The 17,872-nt window shown below is 36.4% G+C and carries 13 protein-coding genes; 2 read left to right on the plus strand and 11 right to left on the minus strand.

Annotated features, from left to right (window positions below; genetic code table 11):
- Nucleotides 1-24 precede the first annotated feature (24 nt).
- Entirely contained in the window at nucleotides 25-840 is an 816-nt protein-coding gene (locus tag MKZ30_RS08930) for a MerR family transcriptional regulator (protein ID WP_002395516.1), read from the minus strand.
- Nucleotides 841-906: 66 nt separating this feature from the next.
- On the opposite strand from MKZ30_RS08930, the gene MKZ30_RS08935 reads away from it, so the two are divergent.
- Both MKZ30_RS08935 and MKZ30_RS08940 read left to right on the plus strand, forming a co-directional pair.
- Nucleotides 907-2,634 carry an ABC transporter ATP-binding protein gene (locus tag MKZ30_RS08935; RefSeq protein WP_033594907.1) on the plus strand — a complete coding sequence of 576 codons (1,728 nt, stop codon included), beginning with the start codon at nucleotides 907-909 and terminating at the stop codon, nucleotides 2,632-2,634.
- Nucleotides 2,635-2,686: 52 nt separating this feature from the next.
- A complete protein-coding gene (locus tag MKZ30_RS08940) occupies nucleotides 2,687-4,465 on the plus strand; it encodes an ABC transporter ATP-binding protein (protein WP_002388273.1) in 1,779 nt (592 codons plus the stop codon).
- Nucleotides 4,466-4,518: 53 nt separating this feature from the next.
- Here the strand turns inward: MKZ30_RS08940 and trpS are convergent, their stop codons facing one another.
- The 10 genes from trpS to MKZ30_RS08990 form a co-directional block, all read right to left on the minus strand.
- Complete coding sequence (trpS, locus tag MKZ30_RS08945; protein WP_002356846.1) at nucleotides 4,519-5,523, minus strand: tryptophan--tRNA ligase; 1,005 nt, start codon at nucleotides 5,521-5,523, stop codon at nucleotides 4,519-4,521.
- 161 nt (nucleotides 5,524-5,684) lie between these two features.
- The gene (locus MKZ30_RS08950) at nucleotides 5,685-9,464 is read right to left on the minus strand and encodes an Ig-like domain-containing protein (RefSeq protein WP_033600647.1); all 3,780 of its coding nucleotides are present in this window, start codon (nucleotides 9,462-9,464) and stop codon (nucleotides 5,685-5,687) included.
- Nucleotides 9,465-9,474: 10 nt separating this feature from the next.
- Nucleotides 9,475-10,443, minus strand: a complete 969-nt coding sequence (locus tag MKZ30_RS08955) for a hypothetical protein (protein WP_033600648.1) — start codon at nucleotides 10,441-10,443, stop codon at nucleotides 9,475-9,477.
- Nucleotides 10,444-10,543: 100 nt separating this feature from the next.
- Nucleotides 10,544-11,215, minus strand: a complete 672-nt coding sequence (locus MKZ30_RS08960; RefSeq protein ID WP_002389246.1) for a YesL family protein — start codon at nucleotides 11,213-11,215, stop codon at nucleotides 10,544-10,546.
- Between the two features lie 12 nt (nucleotides 11,216-11,227).
- Nucleotides 11,228-12,145 carry a carbohydrate ABC transporter permease gene (locus MKZ30_RS08965; protein ID WP_002383582.1) on the minus strand — a complete coding sequence of 306 codons (918 nt, stop codon included), beginning with the start codon at nucleotides 12,143-12,145 and terminating at the stop codon, nucleotides 11,228-11,230.
- Nucleotides 12,118-13,020: a carbohydrate ABC transporter permease gene (locus MKZ30_RS08970; protein ID WP_002356840.1), complete on the minus strand. Its 903-nt coding sequence runs from the start codon at nucleotides 13,018-13,020 to the stop codon at nucleotides 12,118-12,120. The genes MKZ30_RS08965 and MKZ30_RS08970 overlap by 28 nt, the downstream gene beginning before the upstream one ends.
- A 150-nt stretch (nucleotides 13,021-13,170) precedes the next feature.
- On the minus strand, nucleotides 13,171-14,448 hold the full coding sequence (locus MKZ30_RS08975; protein WP_033600649.1) for an ABC transporter substrate-binding protein: 1,278 nt from the start codon (nucleotides 14,446-14,448) through the stop codon (nucleotides 13,171-13,173).
- 49 nt (nucleotides 14,449-14,497) lie between these two features.
- Nucleotides 14,498-15,640: a glycoside hydrolase family 88 protein gene (locus MKZ30_RS08980; RefSeq protein ID WP_033600650.1), complete on the minus strand. Its 1,143-nt coding sequence runs from the start codon at nucleotides 15,638-15,640 to the stop codon at nucleotides 14,498-14,500.
- Between the two features lie 15 nt (nucleotides 15,641-15,655).
- A complete protein-coding gene (locus tag MKZ30_RS08985; protein WP_033600651.1) occupies nucleotides 15,656-17,455 on the minus strand; it encodes a DUF2264 domain-containing protein in 1,800 nt (599 codons plus the stop codon).
- Nucleotides 17,436-17,822 (minus strand): membrane lipoprotein lipid attachment site-containing protein, encoded by a 387-nt coding sequence (locus MKZ30_RS08990; RefSeq protein WP_002359865.1) that lies wholly within the window; start codon nucleotides 17,820-17,822, stop codon nucleotides 17,436-17,438. Before MKZ30_RS08990 ends, MKZ30_RS08985 begins: the two co-directional genes overlap by 20 nt.
- Nucleotides 17,823-17,872 lie beyond the last annotated feature (50 nt).

The raw sequence follows: 17,872 nt of genomic DNA on the forward strand, positions 1-17,872 counted from the left end.
CTAGTTTCTTTTTTTTAAATTGTTTTACTTTTCCCCTAAAATTTCAATCCAACCATAATAATATTCAATATATTGATTTTCCTCTTCTAGTTGTGTCAAGATATGCTCCCCGACAACGATGCCTGTTTCAAATCCTTGTTTTGCTAAACGCTTTTTTACTTCTTCGATATTATTCAAACGGGTATCTTGTGTATTGACTTTTAAAATAAAGCCTTTGTATTGGCTACTTGGTTCTTTGAGCCAAATCACTTTGTCTAAACTTTTTTTATTCACATGATTTGCCAAACAAATCCCATACGTCAGTTCATTGGATTCACTTAAATCCCCGTAAATACCTAAAGTTGAAATGTGTTCCATGTAAACTTTCATCTCTTCTGGATCCTCAATATCAACAACAACAATTTTATCAAAAGGAATTGGTTCATCTGAAAAAACCAATGTTTCTAAATCAATTAACGCATGTAAATGTAATTTTCTTTTCTTGATTTCTTTGTATTTATGCTGAAGCCTTTTTATTTCTTGCCCCAGTTGTTCTTCTGTTGCTTCCATGGTGGCATAGAGATCGGTAGGAGTCTTTTTATACAAATTCAACATATCTTTGATAGGAATCCCCATTTTTCGATAAAAATCAATATCATATATTTTGAACAAATCTTCTAAATCAAAGGTTCGATATCCGTTTTCTTCATTGCGTGTTGTACTAATCAACCCTTGCTCGTCCCAATAACGAATCGTGGACTTAGGGATATTTAACAACTCAGAAACATCTTTTATTGTGTAATTTTTTTCCATACTGTTCCCTCCATCAAAAAGTTTAGCATTTCTACTGTTGACATTCAAGTTACTTGAACGTGTACAATGACTCTTTGTAACAGCTAAAACGGTATTGTTTAAGGAGGAAATTTCATGAAATTAATGAAAGAGTTTATTAAAGAAAATAAATGGATTGTTCTTGCGACAACTTTAACCATCTGTTTGCAAATCGCAGGAACCCTTGGCGTCCCTAAATTAGTTGGCAAGTTGATTGATGTGGGCATCGTTAGCGGTGACCAACAAGTAATTAAAACGATTGGCATACAAATGTTTCTTGTGGCATTCATTGGAACAATTGCCGCAATTATTTCTAGCTATTTGTCTGCTTTAGTAGCTGCTAAATTTGGTTTTCAAGTTAGAGGATTGTTCTTTAAAAAATTTCAACAATTCTCGATGAAAAATGTTGATAAATTTGGTTCAAATTCTTTGCTAACTAGAATGACCAACGATGTAGATAATGTTCAAACAATGATTGTGCTGTTTTGCCAATTAATCTTTCCAGCGCCTATTATTAGTTTATTTGCCTTAGTGATGACATTTTCTTATTCAGTTTCACTCGCTTGGGTAACATTGGCTTCCATCGTATTTTACTTAGTCGTTGTTTATTTTTTAATGAAAAAAGGCACCCCTTTATCTTTAAAAATTCAACCAAAAATGGATCGAATTACTACGACTTTACGAGAGTTCTTTACTGGAATTAATATGATTCGTGCGTTCAATAATCAAGACTTTGAAGAGCAGCGAACCAATCAAACATTTAAAAATTATGCTGAACGCATGAGTAAAGTGAATCGAATCTTTGCTTGGATTACTCCTGTTGCCTTTTTATTAATGGGCGTTGTGTATGCCTCTATTTTGTGGTTTGGCGGTAATTTAGTGGCGGTAGGCACCCTACAAATTGGCACCGTTACAGCTGTGATTGAATATACGCTTCTAACTTTGGCCTACTTAATGATCGCGGCTATGGTATTAGTTGTCATTCCACGGTCCGTTGCTTCCTTGAATCGCTTGCAAGAAGTTTTGTCAGAAGAAATTGAAATTAGCGATCCTCATACTGAAGCAACCATTGCTTATCATCCTGAGAAAGCCTTGATTTGCTTCGATCACGTCACGTTTCAATACACAGAAACAGCTGATCCTGTTTTAGAAAATGTTAGTTTTGTCATCCCTAAAGGAAAAACAACGGCGATTGTTGGGGCAACTGGCGCTGGTAAAAGTACTTTAGTTAAGTTACTTTTACGAATAAATGAGGTCACAGCCGGCACGATTAGCTATTCTGGCACAGATATCCGCTCATTATCTCAGCAAACGATTCGCCAAGTCATCAGTTATGTGCCACAAAAAGCCTTTCTTTTCAGTGGGACAATCTTATCAAACTTATTAATGGGAAATGCCAAAGCAACTACAGAAGAAATAAGAACGGCACTAGAAATTTCACAATCTTCTGAATTTATCGATTCCTTACCACAAGGGATTGAAAGTTTCGTAGCACAAGGCGGGTCCAACTATTCTGGTGGTCAAAAACAAAGAATGTGTATTGCACGAGCCTTAATCAAACCGGCAGATGTTTATATTTTCGATGATAGCTTTTCTGCATTAGATTACAAAACTGACGCCGCTCTACGTGCCGCTTTACATGCACAAATGGCAGACAAAACTTTACTCATTGTTGCTCAACGGTTAAGTACAATCATGAACGCTGACAATATTATCGTCTTAGATGAAGGAAGGATTGTTGGTCAAGGCACCCACGCTGATTTACTTACCACTAATAGCTATTACCAAGACTTTGCTAAATCGCAAGGTATCTTACCCAAGTAACTAAAGAAAGGATGTGACCGCTTGAAAGAAAATTTTCTTTTCAAGCTATACAATGAAAAAAACAATGAATCTTCAAAGCTTTAAACGTTTCTGGAAAATGATTAAACCTGAGCATCCAATCTTTTATGGTCTAATGATCTGCAGTTTAATTGGAAACTTATTAATTGTTGCCATGACCTATATTATGGCAATCGGGATTGATAACCTCTTAGAAGCTATCAAGCGTGTCGGGCTCAAAGGCATGACACTTCCTTTAGTTGAAGAAGCACTCTTAGGTCCCGTCTTACTTTTAATTCTCTTTTCAATCATTAGTAGTATCACTTCTTTTATTCAGGAACGAGCAATGGCTTCTTTAAGCGAACGGGTTACTTTAAGAATTAGAAAAGAAGTGACAAAAAAGTTTAAAACTTTACCAATGGCCTTCTTTGACAATCACCAAGTGGGCGATATCATTAGTCGTTCAACAACTGGCTTAAACCAATTGTCACAAGTTCTTTTAACAGGCATCAACCAATTTTTCACTTCCGTCGTGACTATCCTTTTTGCAGGAATTATGTTGTTCTATATTGATGCAAAATTAACTATTTTAGTGTTGCTGCTAATTGGCGGTAGTACTTTCATGACGACAAAAATTGCGAATAAAAACAAGGTGTTTGCTGATCAAAGTCAAGCTGAATTAGGTCAATTAAATAATAAAATGGAAGAATATTTAGCAGGAAATTTGGTCACAAAAACCTTTAATCAACAGCAAAATGCTGAAAAAACAATTGCTGCTGTTAATCAACAACATTATCGTGCCTTTAAAAAAGCACAGTTTCTAAATTTTGCGATTTATCCAGCTATTCGTTTTATTAATCAGTTGGCTTTTATTATCAGTGCTATCTTAGGCGCAATGCTCGTTTTATCTGGTGGTATTACGATTGGTTTCTTGCAAGCGTATTTGCAATATATCAACCAAATTTCTGAGCCGATTTCTACCGCTTCTTATGTCATTAACTCAATTCAAGCAGCGATGGCTTCCATTGATCGGATTTTTGTTATCTTAGATGAAGCTGATGAACAGCCAGAAGCAACTCATTTAGAAACTATTTCTTCTCCTAAAGGAGCCATTGAATTTAAAAATGTTCAATTTGGCTACACACCAGAAAAAATTTTAATGAAGAATGTTGATTTTTCTGTTCAACCGAAAAAAACAGTGGCCATTGTGGGACCCACCGGCGCTGGTAAAACAACATTAGTCAACTTATTGATGCGTTTCTATGAAATAAATCAAGGCGCCATTACTTTTGATGGGATTGATATTACGAAACTTTCTCGACAAAATCTAAGAAATTTATTTGGCATGGTATTACAAAACACTTGGCTATTTGAAGGAACCGTAGCAGATAATATTGCCTATGGAAAAAAAGACGCTTCTCGTGAAGAAATAATTGAAGCGGCTAAAATTGCTCAATGTGATCATTTTATTCGGACCCTTCCTCAAGGATATGACACAATTATTTCTAGCGAAAATGGTGCATTATCACAAGGGCAACAACAGTTATTAACCATCGCCCGAATCATTTTAGCAAATCCGCCCGTTGTTATTCTCGATGAAGCAACTTCGAGTGTGGACACACGAACAGAAGCCCATATTCAAAAAGCGATGGAAACTGTCACAGAAAATCGAACAAGCTTCGTTATCGCTCATCGATTATCCACGATTGAAAATGCTGATTTAATTTTAGTGATGAAAAATGGCGATATTATTGAAAAAGGAACGCATCAGGAACTATTACAAGCTCCGACTCTTTACGCCAGCTTATATAATAGTCAATTTCAAACCACTTAAAAAGAACTGGAACAAGTCATTCTTCTTTTGACTTGTTCCAGTTCTTTTATTGCTTAGAAGTATTGAATTCCCATTGCTTTTTTGACTTCTGTTAAGGTTTGTGCTGCCACTTTTTCAGCAGCAAGACTTCCTTTATGCAACATTTCCATAATCGCTTCTGGATTTTTAGCCAGCTCTTCACGACGTCGACGAATCGGTGCGAGTTCTTCTTCTAGGACATCAATTAAGTAACGTTTAATTTTCACATCTCCTAAACCGCCATGACGATAGTGCTCTTTTAATTCTTCAATATATTCTTTCTCTTTCCCAAAGACATCCAAGTAAGTAAAGACCATATTTCCTTCAACTTGTCCTGGGTCCTCTATACGAATATGATTTGGATCGGTATACATACTCATTACTTTTTTCTGAACCACTTCAGCTGGATCTGAAAGATAAATACCATTACCTAAAGACTTACTCATTTTTCCGTTGCCATCAATTCCTGGCAAGCGTCCCATGCCTTTTGGTGGTAACACAGCTTCCGGTCTAACTAAAACTTCACCGTACGTCTGATTAAAACTATGCACAATTTCTTGCGCTTGTTCCAACATTGGTTTTTGGTCTTCCCCAACTGGGACTAAGTTCGCTTGAAAGGCAGTAATATCAGCAGCTTGTGAAACGGGATAAATAAAGAATCCTGTCGGAACACCCTCGCCAAATTTTTTTTGCTCAATTTCTGCTTTGACCGTTGGATTCCGACGAACACGTGACGTGGTCACTAAATTTAGATAGTACATTGTTAATTCAGCTAACTGTGGAATTTGCGATTGGATAAAAATTGTTGTTTTCGTAGGGTCTAAACCAACTGCTAAATAGTCCAAAGCAACTTCTAAAACATTGGCTGAAACTTTTTCGGGATTTTTTGCATTATCTGTCAATGCTTGTAAATCTGCAATCATGACAAATAATTGATTTGTAGGGTCTGCTTGCATTTCTACTCGTTTTTTTAAGGAACCTACGTAATGTCCTAGGTGTAATTTACCAGTTGGACGATCACCTGTTAAGATAGTATTCATTGTCTACACACCTTTATCGTTTACTTTCATTTATTATTTTACCTTGTTTTAAAAAGAATGAATAGTAGGCAATAGAATATTTATTGATTCTAGATAATCGAAGAGACTAGAAAGATTGCAAGCTACAGCAATTCTTGTTCCAGTCTCTTCAAACAGTTTATTTATTTTGTGACTTTAATTGAAAATTGTGCAGTTACTATCGGCAAGACTTTGCTTGTTACTTTGATTTGATAATTTCCTGCAGCAGTCGTTGCTTCTGTCCTAATCAGACCGTTTTCATCTACACTTACTGTATTGCCAGCATCTGGTGTAACCAACTCATACGTTACTTGCGAGCTCCAAGCATCCGTTTCTGTGTGCGGCGCTTGACCAATCACTTTAGATTGAATTTGATAATTTTCGCCTGATTTTATAGTAGCTGTTTCTGTAGCAAATTGAATTCTTTCAGGAATCGCATGAGTTTGCACGACTTGGAAAATTTTTCGTTCATCAGGATTCGCAATTCCTATTTTTTCTTCTACTGCAGCAGGGAACTGGTAAGTACCTGGCGGGCTACTTGGCGAATAATTACTAACATCGTCATCCCAAGAAATAACCTTCAATTTCGTTTCGCTACCATCATCTAATTTTGCAATTACTTCAGTTGGCAAATTCAGTTCGCCTCGCGAGGTGCCTGTTAATCGATCCAGCGTAGGCAATTCCTTGAACCCAACAATATGTTTAGCGGTGACTTTTACATCGGCAATAATTGGCATTGAGACACCTGCTGCTCGTCCTACAACAGTGAATGTTCCTTCTTTTTGATAAGAAGATGCTGGAACTTCTGACCAATTGACAGTCACTTCTCGTTGTGAACCATCCGAATAAAAAATAGTTGTTTTTTCTGGTAGATTAGGGGCTTGACCCGCTTCTGTCGTGACCTCAATCGACTCATGTTTGACTTCGAAAACATTCGATAAAACAATTTTAGGAGCTAAACTATCCTCTGTTAGCTGTTGACCAGTTGGCAAGGTCAATTTGCCTGCTAAAAAGTCTTGATAGGCCTTTTGTGCGCCTTCTTTTGAAAAAGCATCAAACCCAGCATTATCAGAATCATAACCAGGCAAACGACTGTCTGTAATCGCTAATAAGAAACTTAACTTGGCTGGAATTTTCTCACCACTTTGAATTAGCTTCCGTAGATAGTTACTAATATCGATAGAGATTGTATTTTGATTATTCATAATTGAACTATTTGTAAAAGATTGTCGAGCAATAAATTCTTCATTTGGTACATTTAAATTATTTGGACCATTGTTCCAAGTAATGGTGTTACTCATCCAATTAGTATCTGTTCCATAAACATCTACTTGGAACTGCGTATTTTTCAAACGTTCATCAGTTGTATTTCCAGCACCATTCCACGCATCATAACGCATCACATTTAGTTCTAAATTGGCACTTTTTAGTGATTGATAGTTCTTCAATTCTTGTGTATCAATTTCAACGTAAATCCGGCGATTATACCCCGCAGAACTAGCATTTTTTAATTTTAATGCGTAATTGCCCGTGTAGTTTACTCCATAAGGATATTTATAGGCGTCTCCTGAACTAATGGCAGCGGTACCGCCTGCTATAGCAGAGTATGCTCGGTTACCCTCACTCTTTTGAACATAGGCAGTTTGAGCTGTTTTTAGTTTAACGGTGTCTTTTCCTTCACCAAGTTCACCCTCAAAAGAGACCTTGGCTGTTACTTTGACAGCATCTATCGGTAAGCCGATAACTGTTGCTGCAACTTCAACTGTGCCTGCTGTATTAATTTTTTCTTGAGGGATTGCTTCCCATTGTAACTTAAATTCTTTTTTGCCTGTCGCAACCACTTCTTCATTAACGACTTCTTCGTACGTTAATTCAACTTGCTCTGGCAAATTAGGATACACACCTGTTGCCGAACTAATTTCTAACACTTGATTTTGATAACGAATACTTTTTTCAATTGTGGATGCTTGTTGTGCACCAATATCTAAAACTTTATTTTTCAAGCTATTTCCAAAGAAGTCTTCGGCCGCACTGTTCACTTCCGACAAGCCTTTACCAATCGCTGGAGAGGTTTCTTTTAATTGGAATATTTGTGCTCGCTGACGTAAGCGTTCTTTGGAAGTAAATTCAACCACATTATCTTTTGTTGGTTTCAATGTCGTAAATTCTTGCTCTGCCAACTCTTTCACTTTTTCAGGGTTATCTGTGATTTCTAATTGTGGTTTTTCAAAAATGTTTCCACTTGATACTAGTTTTTCAACAGTTGCACCACTTTTTTCTGTAGCAATTTCTTTTGGCCAAATAACATTATTTTTGAAATATTTTTCTGGATTATCGACCATTTTACGTTCAATTGGTTGTGTCCCATTTGTTGGATAATTAGATAAGAATTTTAATTGTCCGGTACCTTCTTTGTATAAAATATTATTGTAAAAATTGGCTACTGTACCACTGTTGTCAGAACTATTTCCTTCACCAAATAATGATGTTGAAATGCCGTCGCCAACATAAATCGTATTATTGTGGATAGTTGGCATTGCCGCTCCATCATTTTTCACCCAATAATGGAAAATGCTTTGTTCTTTATAATTGTAGCCACCAGCTCCTCCTGGATTGTCTTTACCTGTTCCTCGGTTACCACCGCCGTCATTAGCTGAGATATTGTAACGAATAACCGAATTTTTTTGATCAGACATAAGCAATAAAAAGCCGCCAGTATTATGATGTGAATAGTTATATTGATAAATAACATTGTTTGACTGCATGTCCACATCATAAGCTTCGGCATCGTTAAATCCATATTTGATTCCGTATACTTCGTTATATTGGAACAGTCCGTCATCTACAGACATTGCCCAAACGCCCGCGTAATTTTGTGTACCATAATCGGCATTGCACATTCGGACAGCAACATTTCCTTCGACGACACCGCCACTTTTGGCTTCTGACAAGACAATTCCGTCGCCAGCAATATCTTCTAAATAGTTATTACGAATCGTAATATTAGAAAACGTTTTGTAGAAAGTGTTGCCTCTTGAGGTATCTGAATCAGCTTTTGTTCGAATTCCTTCAAGTCCCACTCGTTGAATCACATTATTTTCAATCAAAATATCATTAAATCCAGTCGTTGTTCGATGATCATTAGCTGCCGTTACTACATTGCCATTCTCATCAAACCAACTTCCTAAAACAATAATTCCACCTACCGCTTTTAATCGTTTGGTTGCAGTATTCCCACTTAGATTCAAATAATATTCTGTTTGAACATCATGAACATAGTTATTCCTTATCGTGACACTATTGAACGTTCGATTTTGTTCATATCCTAGGACTAATATCCCCGCTCTTTGAGCATCTCCTGGTTTCTTATAGCCTTCGAGATTATCTAGCTCTGGTGTATTTGTCACTTCTAAGTTTGAAATATCCCAATATTCTTGGTTCACTAACTGTACGGCCCCTGAGATTGCACGTTTGAAAGTCCCTGTGCTGTAGGTGCCACCACCATTAATAATCGGACGCCGTGTTGTTTCAAAAATGGTCTCTCCTTTGTCATTCGTATCATAAAAATCAATGACAATCTTTTGTGCCGCTGTCCCATTCCCTTTTGGATGCAACAATTGGTTATTCCAGGTACTTTGCGCATTCAGCAGAAGATGGTCGCCTGGCTGAAACTCCGTCTGATTCACTTTTTCAAAATCACGCCAAGCACTGGCTGGCGACTGCCCATCATTGGCATTATTTCCTCCTTCCCCGTCTACGTAGTAGGTCGTTCCATTTTGAGCGACACCTACTGAACGAAAAAGTAACGGTTGATTACTCACTGTTTCCCCATAAGCAGGAAGACTAAATAATTGAAGCTGGGAAAAAACAAGCAAAATAGAAAGGAAGATGGTTACACTTTTAAAATACGCTTTTTTTCTCATTTTCTGCTCCTTAACTGTTTTTATTTTGATAATTTTGAAAAAACTTTTCTCTGTCTTTCTCTAACAAGTCCACTTTAGTTGCTTGTTGATACGTAGCTAATTTCTCTTTGTAGCATGTGTTGATATAGGCATTTTTGCCAAATTGTGGTGCTTCTTCAAACTGTAAAAGTTGCCCTCCTTCCTTATTAAAAATATAAAAGTATTGGTTTTCGTGGTATCCTTTCACCACGGTACCAACAGCTTTTTCACTAAGAATCTCCCCAACAGACAACGAATAAATATCCTCTTTTTGGATTTCTGCACTCTTCAATTGATACGATTCAATAACAAGATTAGGTAATTTATTTTGCCACTCCAATAACGTCTCCTCATAAGATAGATTCGGAGAGATTGCTTCGGCTATTTTTTCTAATTCTGCTTGCTTACCTGAAAAAGTTGGAATTTCAATTGCTTCAACAAAGTAATCGGTCTTTTTATATTTATCATCCAATTGCTCAAAGGCCTGCCGCAATTCTTTTTGCGTTGGCTTTTCTTTCTCCATTAATTTCTCTTTTATTTGGTCCTGTAATTGTTGATCTTTTGCATCTAAAAATTGCCAGAGCGTTAAACTGCTCTTTTGGTCTTGCCATTCTTTTTTTTCTTGCCCAAATGTTTGTGAGTGGACTATTTCTAACTCCGTCGCCAGTTGTTTAATCATTTTATGTTGTACTAAATCCTCCGTTGCAACCTTCAGTAGTTCCTGAGTGGGTGATTTTCCGTTATACGTTTTGCGCCAGAAATTTTTTCCAAACGAAGTTAAATTATTCTGATCAGAGAATTGCTTCGCTATACGATTCATATTTTTATCGCCATAAACAATTAATTCTTCGACTTGGATTGCTTCGTTATTAATCATACTTTGCTGGCTGGTAGTAAAAATAACGAGCACAAAAATAGCACCTATCAAAAAGCTACTTAAAATAATTATTTTTTTCTTCATTCGTTCGCTCCCTCCACTTTAATAAACAAGGCAAGAACAAAATAAGCAACCCCACCTTCATTCATTTTCCTGAAAATCGAGATTACTTATTATGTAAAAATTATTTATTCTTTTTTTGCTTTTCATGCAATTTCCCAGTATTTAAATAAATAATCCCTAGGAAAAGGACAGGGGTTACAACAAACCCAAACTGTGGCTTCAAAAACATCATTGCAAACATTGAGAATAGTAAAAAAACATTTAGACAGCTGACATACCATTTCCGCAGTCCATAGTAAACAGAAATCCGAAACACATCTTTAAAAGAAGCTTGCGGGTTTCGTACTTGAAAATACCAAGCATTCAGCATAATAGCTAACCCAAAAATTAGCAGGAGGACCATCAATGGAATAAACCATTTACCAATCGTTGTTTTGGCAAAAAAGAATATATCTGTCACACTGATGATGCTACTTCCTAAGCCAAGCAAGCTGATAAGAAAGCCTCTTAACCCAAACTGACGAAACTTTTGGAAAAAAGTTTTAAACGGATCCAGCTCTTTTTCTTCTTTAAAAGTATCGATTAAGCCTAAAAGTGCAATCATCCCTGCCCCCATCGGCAGCAACGTTACTACAAAAAGTGGGAGGTTTCGTGGATCAATGTCTAAGCTAATCACCGCTATGAAAAAAGGAATGTTCACTAAGAGAAGCCCTAGATTACCGATAAATAAAATGTAAAGCCAGCGAAAAATTTTCATATAGATATTATTATCAAAGGTTTGCTTAGTAAACATTCAAACTTCCTCCTAATTCTTCATTCCAGATGTAGCAATACCTTCAACAAAGTATTTTTGCATTGCTAAAAAGACAATCCCTACTGGTAAAATAGAAACCACTGATGCAGCCATGATTAAGGCATATTCAGCATCAAATAAACCGACGAACATTTTCAAACCTAACTGAATCGTTTTATTCTCAGTAGAAGATAAATAAATGAAAGGTCCCATATAGTCATTCCATGTATTCACAAAAGTAATAATCGTGAGACTGGCTAAAGCTGGTTTGGTTAATGGTAAAATAATTTTCCAATAAATTCCCCACTCACTTAACCCATCAATCCGCGCACTTTCACATAGTGAATCTGGAATACTACTGTAATATTGTTTCAGTAAAAAGACTCCAAATGCATTAAATGCTTGTAATAAAACCAGTGACCATAACGTGTCAGTCAAACCTAATTGACGCATCATAATAAATTGTGGAATCATATACGATTGCCAAGGAATAGCAATTGTTGCGATGTACGTAATAAAAAGTGTATCTCTTCCTCTAAAATTCATTTTTGAAAAGCCATATGCTGCAAAACTTGAAGTAAATAGTTGAATAATCGTAATCACAATACTTAAAAATAACGTATTTTTAAAGAAAGTTAACAATGGAATGCGTTCCCAAATAACGGAATAGTTTTCTGGATGCCAACTTTTAGGAATCCATTGAATTGGAATGGTGAAAACTTCATTGTTTGTTTTAAATGATGCTGAAACCATCCAAATGAAAGGAACCAAAGTAATTAACGCAAGTAAAGTTAAGAGAATGATTACAAGGATCCCACCAGGTGTGACTTTTTCTGCTTTTTTCGTTTTTGCTTTTCGAGTATTTTCTTTTTTTGAAAAAGTTGCTTCCATCTTTTCTCCTCCTAAACTTTCTCTTGATGTTGATTCCATTTAAATTGAGCCACAGTAATCGCTAGAACGATGATGAATAAGACCATCGCAATGGCTGATGCATAACCAAAATTAAATTTGACAAAGGCTTCATTGTAAATTTCGTAAACTAACACATTCGTTGCACGTCCTGGTCCACCACCAGTCATAACTTGAACTAAGTCAAACACCTTGAAACAGTTAATTACAAGCATGATAGTCACGAAAAAGGTCGTTGGTCGTAATGAAGGTAAGGTAACATTTAAAAATTGATTCCATTTACCCGCCCCATCCATTGACGCTGCTTCATATAATTCTCTTGGCACACTTTGTAAACCAGCTAAATACAAAATCATATAATACCCCATAAAGCGCCACACACTAACGATGATAATTGCTGGTAAAGCCCAAGTAGAACTAGATGTCCAGCCAGGAGGATTTTCAATAAATAATTTCAAAAATTGATTAATTGGTCCCATTGTTGGATGAAATAGCATATTCCAAACGACCGCAATCGCAACTAATGACGTTACATAAGGAAAGAAAAAAGCCGTTCTAAAAAATTTCATCCCTCTAATTTTACGATTCAACAAAATCGCTAGTCCTAATGAGCAAATCAATGTTAACGGAACAACACCAATCGTATAGATAAACGTTTGTTTTAACGAAATCCAAAACGTATCATCATGAATCATTTTGGTGAAATTTTTCATTCCGACAAATTCAGGAGTTGAAAAAGAATCCCAACTCATAAAAGCTAAAATCAGTGAACAGATAACCGGGATTAAAGTGAAGAGGAAAAAGCCAATAAAGTTTGGTGCGATAAAAGATAACGCAGTCCACGTATTTTTTCGTCTCAATTTATTTGCTGTTTTTGTTTTTGAAGTAATTTCCATAATTGTATTCTGTTAAGTGAACTTAACAGGCCCTCCTTCCAAACTCAAGCTACATTCTTTATTTAAAAAAATAAGCTGAAATTCATTGTAGGTTACTCATTTCAGCTTATTTTTTTCATCAATCTTTTGTGTTTTTGCTGGAAATAATAATTAGTCTATCTCTGCTTTGACACGTTTTTCCATGTTAGCAATACCATCTTTTGTTTTTTCATCGCCGACCATAATTAAATCATGTTCTTCTTGTAATACTTTATCAATTGCGGCACCGTTTTTATCAGATGGGAATTCTAAATTAATTGTATCTGGGTTGAAGGCTTTTTGTGAGACTTCATCTGAAGGCATTCCTTTTCTTGCAAAGTAGATTTTATCAATTTCATCTGTTTTATAAGAAGGAACCACCCCTACTTCTGCTAAAAGTTTTGCACCTTCTTTACCTGAAGCAAAGTCTAAGAATTTTTGAGCAGCTTTTTGTTTTTTACTGTTTTTATTAATTGCAAAACTTGTCGGTGAGCCAAAGGTAGTTGCTTTGCCTTTTTCTTGTTGTGGTATTTCGGCAATCCCCCATTCGACATTTGTTTTGCCATCATCAATGTTGGTTAATAAAGTCCCCATGTACCAGCTACCCATGTACATCATCGCCGCTTTTGAATTTTCAAATTGTGATTGATACGTTACTTTTGTTGATTTTGCTGTTCCAAAATCCATTTGTGATTGATCTTTTTGCATTCTCAATGCGCGATCATAGTAAGTTTCCATATAATTGTATTTCGGTTCAATCAAATTGGCATTATTTTGAGCAGCAGCAATCGCTTGAACGGTTGAGCGCCAAGTATGTTGATAGGCACCATATACTTGTTCTTCTGGTTTAGATAATTTTTTCGCTAACGCTTCATATTCGTCCCAAGTTAAGTTATCGGGATAGGCAATTCCGGCTTCATCAAACATTTTTTTATTGTAATACAATACCCAGAAATCTGTACGGTAAGGCTGAGCATAGGTTTTACCATCGATTTCATACATCTCGTAACTTGCTTTGGCAGGTTCGATATCTAAATCTTTAACGTGATCGGTTAAATCCACCAATTGATTGCGTAGCGCGTAATTAGAATATGAAAGTAAGTTTTTCATAGTTAAAATATCTGTCGTATCTCCTGATGAAAGCATCGTTGTTACTTTTGTGTCATAATCATCTGAAGCAATGTCCACCGGTTCAATAGTGATATCAGGATTTTCCGCTTCAAAAGCTCTGAATAATTTCTCAAATTCTGGGGTCGTGTCATAATTCCAAGTAGTTACTGTTAATTTTGTTTTGCCATCTTCACTCTTTTCAGTTGCTTTCTTTTCACTTGAACCACCACATGCCGTTAAAGTTACTGCCGCCACTGCTAACAACGCTGCCGCTGTTAAGCCTTTTTTCCAAAATTTCATTTGTACTACCTCCGCTATTTATTATTTTTTAGGAGTTTTCCTCCATGAATTACCAAAAAGAATACCAGCTTTTCGCTAAACGAGTTAACGCTTCCAAATAAAAGTAGTCGCCCCAAATCATGCATTCATCGACTCCTGTATTTGTTTTTTTATCATAGACACCATGAAGCAATAGGCCGTTCGACTCTGGTCGTAAAACCGTTGTATACTTTTCCGCTAATGCTTGTAATAGTTCTAGCGCAACCTTTTCATAATAGCCATGTTTTTCATCATTTAATGGAAGCTGACGAGATAATTCCAGTAAGCCACATGCAGCAATTGCAGCAGATGAGCTATCACGTTCTTCTTCACTCCCTTCATTGAAAATTAAATCCCAGTAACAGATTTTGTCCTCTGGTAATTCTTGAATAAAGTAATCAACAACATTTTTTGCTGTTTCCAGAAAACTACTATCTCCTGTATATAAATAACTTAACGTAAAGCCGTAAATTCCCCAGGCTTGGCCGCGAGCCCAACAAGAATCATCTGAATATCCTTGCTGTGTCTTCCCGTACAAGGCTTCGCCTGTTTCCGTATCAAAATAATACGTATGGAACGTGGTGTGATTTTCTCGCACAATATATTTTTGTGTTTGTTTCGCATGATTGTAGGCAGCTTCATAATACTCTTGCTTGCCAGTCATTTTTGCTGCAAAGTATAATAATGGTAAGTTCATTAAACAATCAATAATCATTCTGCCTCGTTGCTCTGGATCGTCTAAATTCCCCCAAGCTTGAATAATCTTGGCTTTTGGTGAATAACGTTTCATTAATAAGTCCGCAGCTTGCAAGGCCATTTTTTTTGAGGCCTCATGACCATTGACTTGATAATCGGCAATGGCTGTTAAAATATACAAAAAGCCTATATCATGTGTTTCCAGCTCAATTTGTTCATCCAAGCGATGTTGAAAAGAAGCCATCTGTGTGGTAATCACTTCATCGAACTCTGTTGAATTTGTTAATTCCTTTGCTAAAAATAACATTCCTGGCCAAAAGCTGGCCGTCCAGTCAATATTTTCTTCAGGATAATAAATTTGATTTAAACTTGCCGCGGGTGGAACTAATTCTTTAAATGTCTCTAAATTTCCTCGAACTTTGTTTAAAGCAAAACTGACTTGCTTCGGCAACCACTCAATCTGTCCATTTTCTGTCATTGTGTATTTCTCCCCCTAATTCCCCAAAATTACAACTTTTTCTTCAACTAAAAGCTGATTTTCTTTTAACCTAACTTTAACTGGCTCAATTTGTTCATTCGGTAGTACGCCTGTCACCAATGAAATTAAAAGATGTTTCCCTTTCGACAAGTTTGCTTTCAAATATGGCAACTCCGTTAACGGATAAAGTAAATTTGTATTCGGTTCTGTTCGAATAATCGCAGCTTCAGAAAAGCCGTTGATATTTTCTACTTTTGACACACCTTTTGCATTTTTTACCTCAGCCATTTGATCAGAAACGCAAGTGACCTTTTCATCGAAGAGCGGGATTGAGAAGCCACCTTCATAAGCCACTAATGCACGTTGTGTCTCAATTTCGTGGATCCGTAAATGTTGGCCTTCTAATGGTACAATTGTCGTTTTGATTGCTACATCGGACCAAGGATGCCATTGATGAATGATACGATCATCAAGAATTTCGTACTGATCATCTAATCCCTTCGTGCGGAAATAATGGTCGTCTTCAGCTAAAGCCAAGCAATTATCATAAGCACCTTCGTAATACCAATAATCACTCTTTATAGTACTGAAACCAAAATGGGAAGAATAAACAAATTTACTATATTTATCATGCGCATGAGCTTGATAATTAATAAATTGTCCCGCTGGAAACATTAAACCATGTGTCCCTGCATCATTTACTTGATAGTAGTTCCGACTTTCTGGTGAAGGTAAGTGTTTTTCTGGAAAGCTAATAGGCTGTGTTTCTGCTTGCCAATAAGGATGATCTTTTGGAACCGCTAACAAAATAAATGTTTTAAAGGCCCAATAAGGTGAACCAGGACCATTATAGCCTTCGGCAAAGACCATGTTTTGATAAGCATAACCTACCGACAATAATCCATCTGTTGTAAAAATATCTTTGTTCATCCATTGATGAAGATGTCGGCTGATTAGACCTTTGATCTCACCCCACGGCAATGCTTCAACATCTGCAAAAACTAAGGCACTAAAAAATGACACTTGAGCAAAACGATACGTTAAGCTACGTCCAAAGGGAATCGCTTCTCCTGGCTGAGTAAACCAATATTTAAACTCTTGCGCGAACAAAGTTGCTCGTTCCTTCATAATAGCCACTCTTGTGGTATCTTCCGGGGCAAAACGACAATACAATAAACTATAATAATGAATAGCGAAAGAAACATAATAATCAACTTGTGTCTCGACTCCGTCATAATACCAACCATTACCGACATAAAAACGATCAATTACAGCCAAATCAACAGCAATCTGTTCTTTTGAATACGGCATTTCACAATGTTTCATCGCTAAATTCAGCAACACTCTAAAGAAATGCCAATTATTTGGCGGAATAATGTTTTCATTGGCTTGTATCAGCCAACTGTGTAAATTGTTTTGCTGTTCTTTTGTTAATTGGTCCCACGTTTTTTCTTTGTTTAACAAAAGAAATGTACTTAATGCTGCCATCTCAACAATCAATTGATCATAATCTTTTGTTTTTCCCCAATAAGATGAACTCTCAGGATCGGTTCCTTCGATAATTCCCGTTAGAAAGTCATTCAAATACTCACTTTCATTTTGCGTTACATAAGGACCTAGTCCCCATAATGGTCGTAAAAATGCCTCCGCATCACGTGTCCCTTTAGAATAAACCGTTCCGTGTGTCCCTAAATCCAGGTGACCTTGATACTCTCGATCAAAAAACAATTCCAGTGGCGCTAATAAATCTTCAAATCCTTCTGCAACTTCTTCGTATGTTTCAAAAGGATTCTGTCTAATTCGTGGCTGAATCATGATTCTCCTCACTTTCAATTAATGTCCCTTTCAAAAAGCCGTAATATTCTCCGTAAACTGTCACTTCGTCACCAATTTTCAATTTTTTCTTTTGCTCATTAAAAACTTGATATTTACTAGAACCACTTTTCAAAATAAAACGATCACCTTTTTTTATTAAACTGGAACGACTGTCACTCTCAACAATCTCCCCTTTCAAAGAAATATATTCATTTAAACGAACGTCACCATTTTGTAATTCTGTTTCTGAATAAGACTGTGCCGTTTCCTTTAGATTTTGAAGAGATTCTTCATCAAATTCTTTTTCACCGGATTTACAACCTGTTAAAGCAAGTAAAATTAGTAAAAAAAATGAAAATCTTTTCACTAAACCACCTTCTCCATCGAATTAAAGCGCTTTCTTTGACTTTATAGTAT

Origin of the sequence: Enterococcus sp. LX10 (genome assembly GCF_023539285.1) — a bacterium.
In the GTDB taxonomy this organism is placed as follows: Bacteria; Bacillota; Bacilli; order Lactobacillales; family Enterococcaceae; genus Enterococcus; species Enterococcus faecalis.

What these genes read in the sequence shown, in the direction of transcription:
- MKZ30_RS08935 (WP_033594907.1), top strand. Translation starts at nt 907, where the DNA reads ATGAAATTAATGAAAGAGTTTATTAAAGAAAATAAATGGATTGTTCTT.
- MKZ30_RS08960 (WP_002389246.1), bottom strand. Translation starts at nt 11,215, where the DNA reads ATGTTTACTAAGCAAACCTTTGATAATAATATCTATATGAAAATTTTT.
- MKZ30_RS08970 (WP_002356840.1), bottom strand. Translation starts at nt 13,020, where the DNA reads ATGGAAATTACTTCAAAAACAAAAACAGCAAATAAATTGAGACGAAAA.
- MKZ30_RS08985 (WP_033600651.1), bottom strand. Translation starts at nt 17,455, where the DNA reads ATGATTCAGCCACGAATTAGACAGAATCCTTTTGAAACATACGAAGAA.
- MKZ30_RS08965 (WP_002383582.1), bottom strand. Translation starts at nt 12,145, where the DNA reads ATGGAATCAACATCAAGAGAAAGTTTAGGAGGAGAAAAGATGGAAGCA.
- MKZ30_RS08955 (WP_033600648.1), bottom strand. Translation starts at nt 10,443, where the DNA reads ATGAAGAAAAAAATAATTATTTTAAGTAGCTTTTTGATAGGTGCTATT.
- trpS (WP_002356846.1), bottom strand. Translation starts at nt 5,523, where the DNA reads ATGAATACTATCTTAACAGGTGATCGTCCAACTGGTAAATTACACCTA.
- MKZ30_RS08980 (WP_033600650.1), bottom strand. Translation starts at nt 15,640, where the DNA reads ATGACAGAAAATGGACAGATTGAGTGGTTGCCGAAGCAAGTCAGTTTT.
- MKZ30_RS08940 (WP_002388273.1), top strand. Translation starts at nt 2,687, where the DNA reads ATGAAAAAAACAATGAATCTTCAAAGCTTTAAACGTTTCTGGAAAATG.
- MKZ30_RS08950 (WP_033600647.1), bottom strand. Translation starts at nt 9,464, where the DNA reads ATGAGAAAAAAAGCGTATTTTAAAAGTGTAACCATCTTCCTTTCTATT.
- MKZ30_RS08975 (WP_033600649.1), bottom strand. Translation starts at nt 14,448, where the DNA reads ATGAAATTTTGGAAAAAAGGCTTAACAGCGGCAGCGTTGTTAGCAGTG.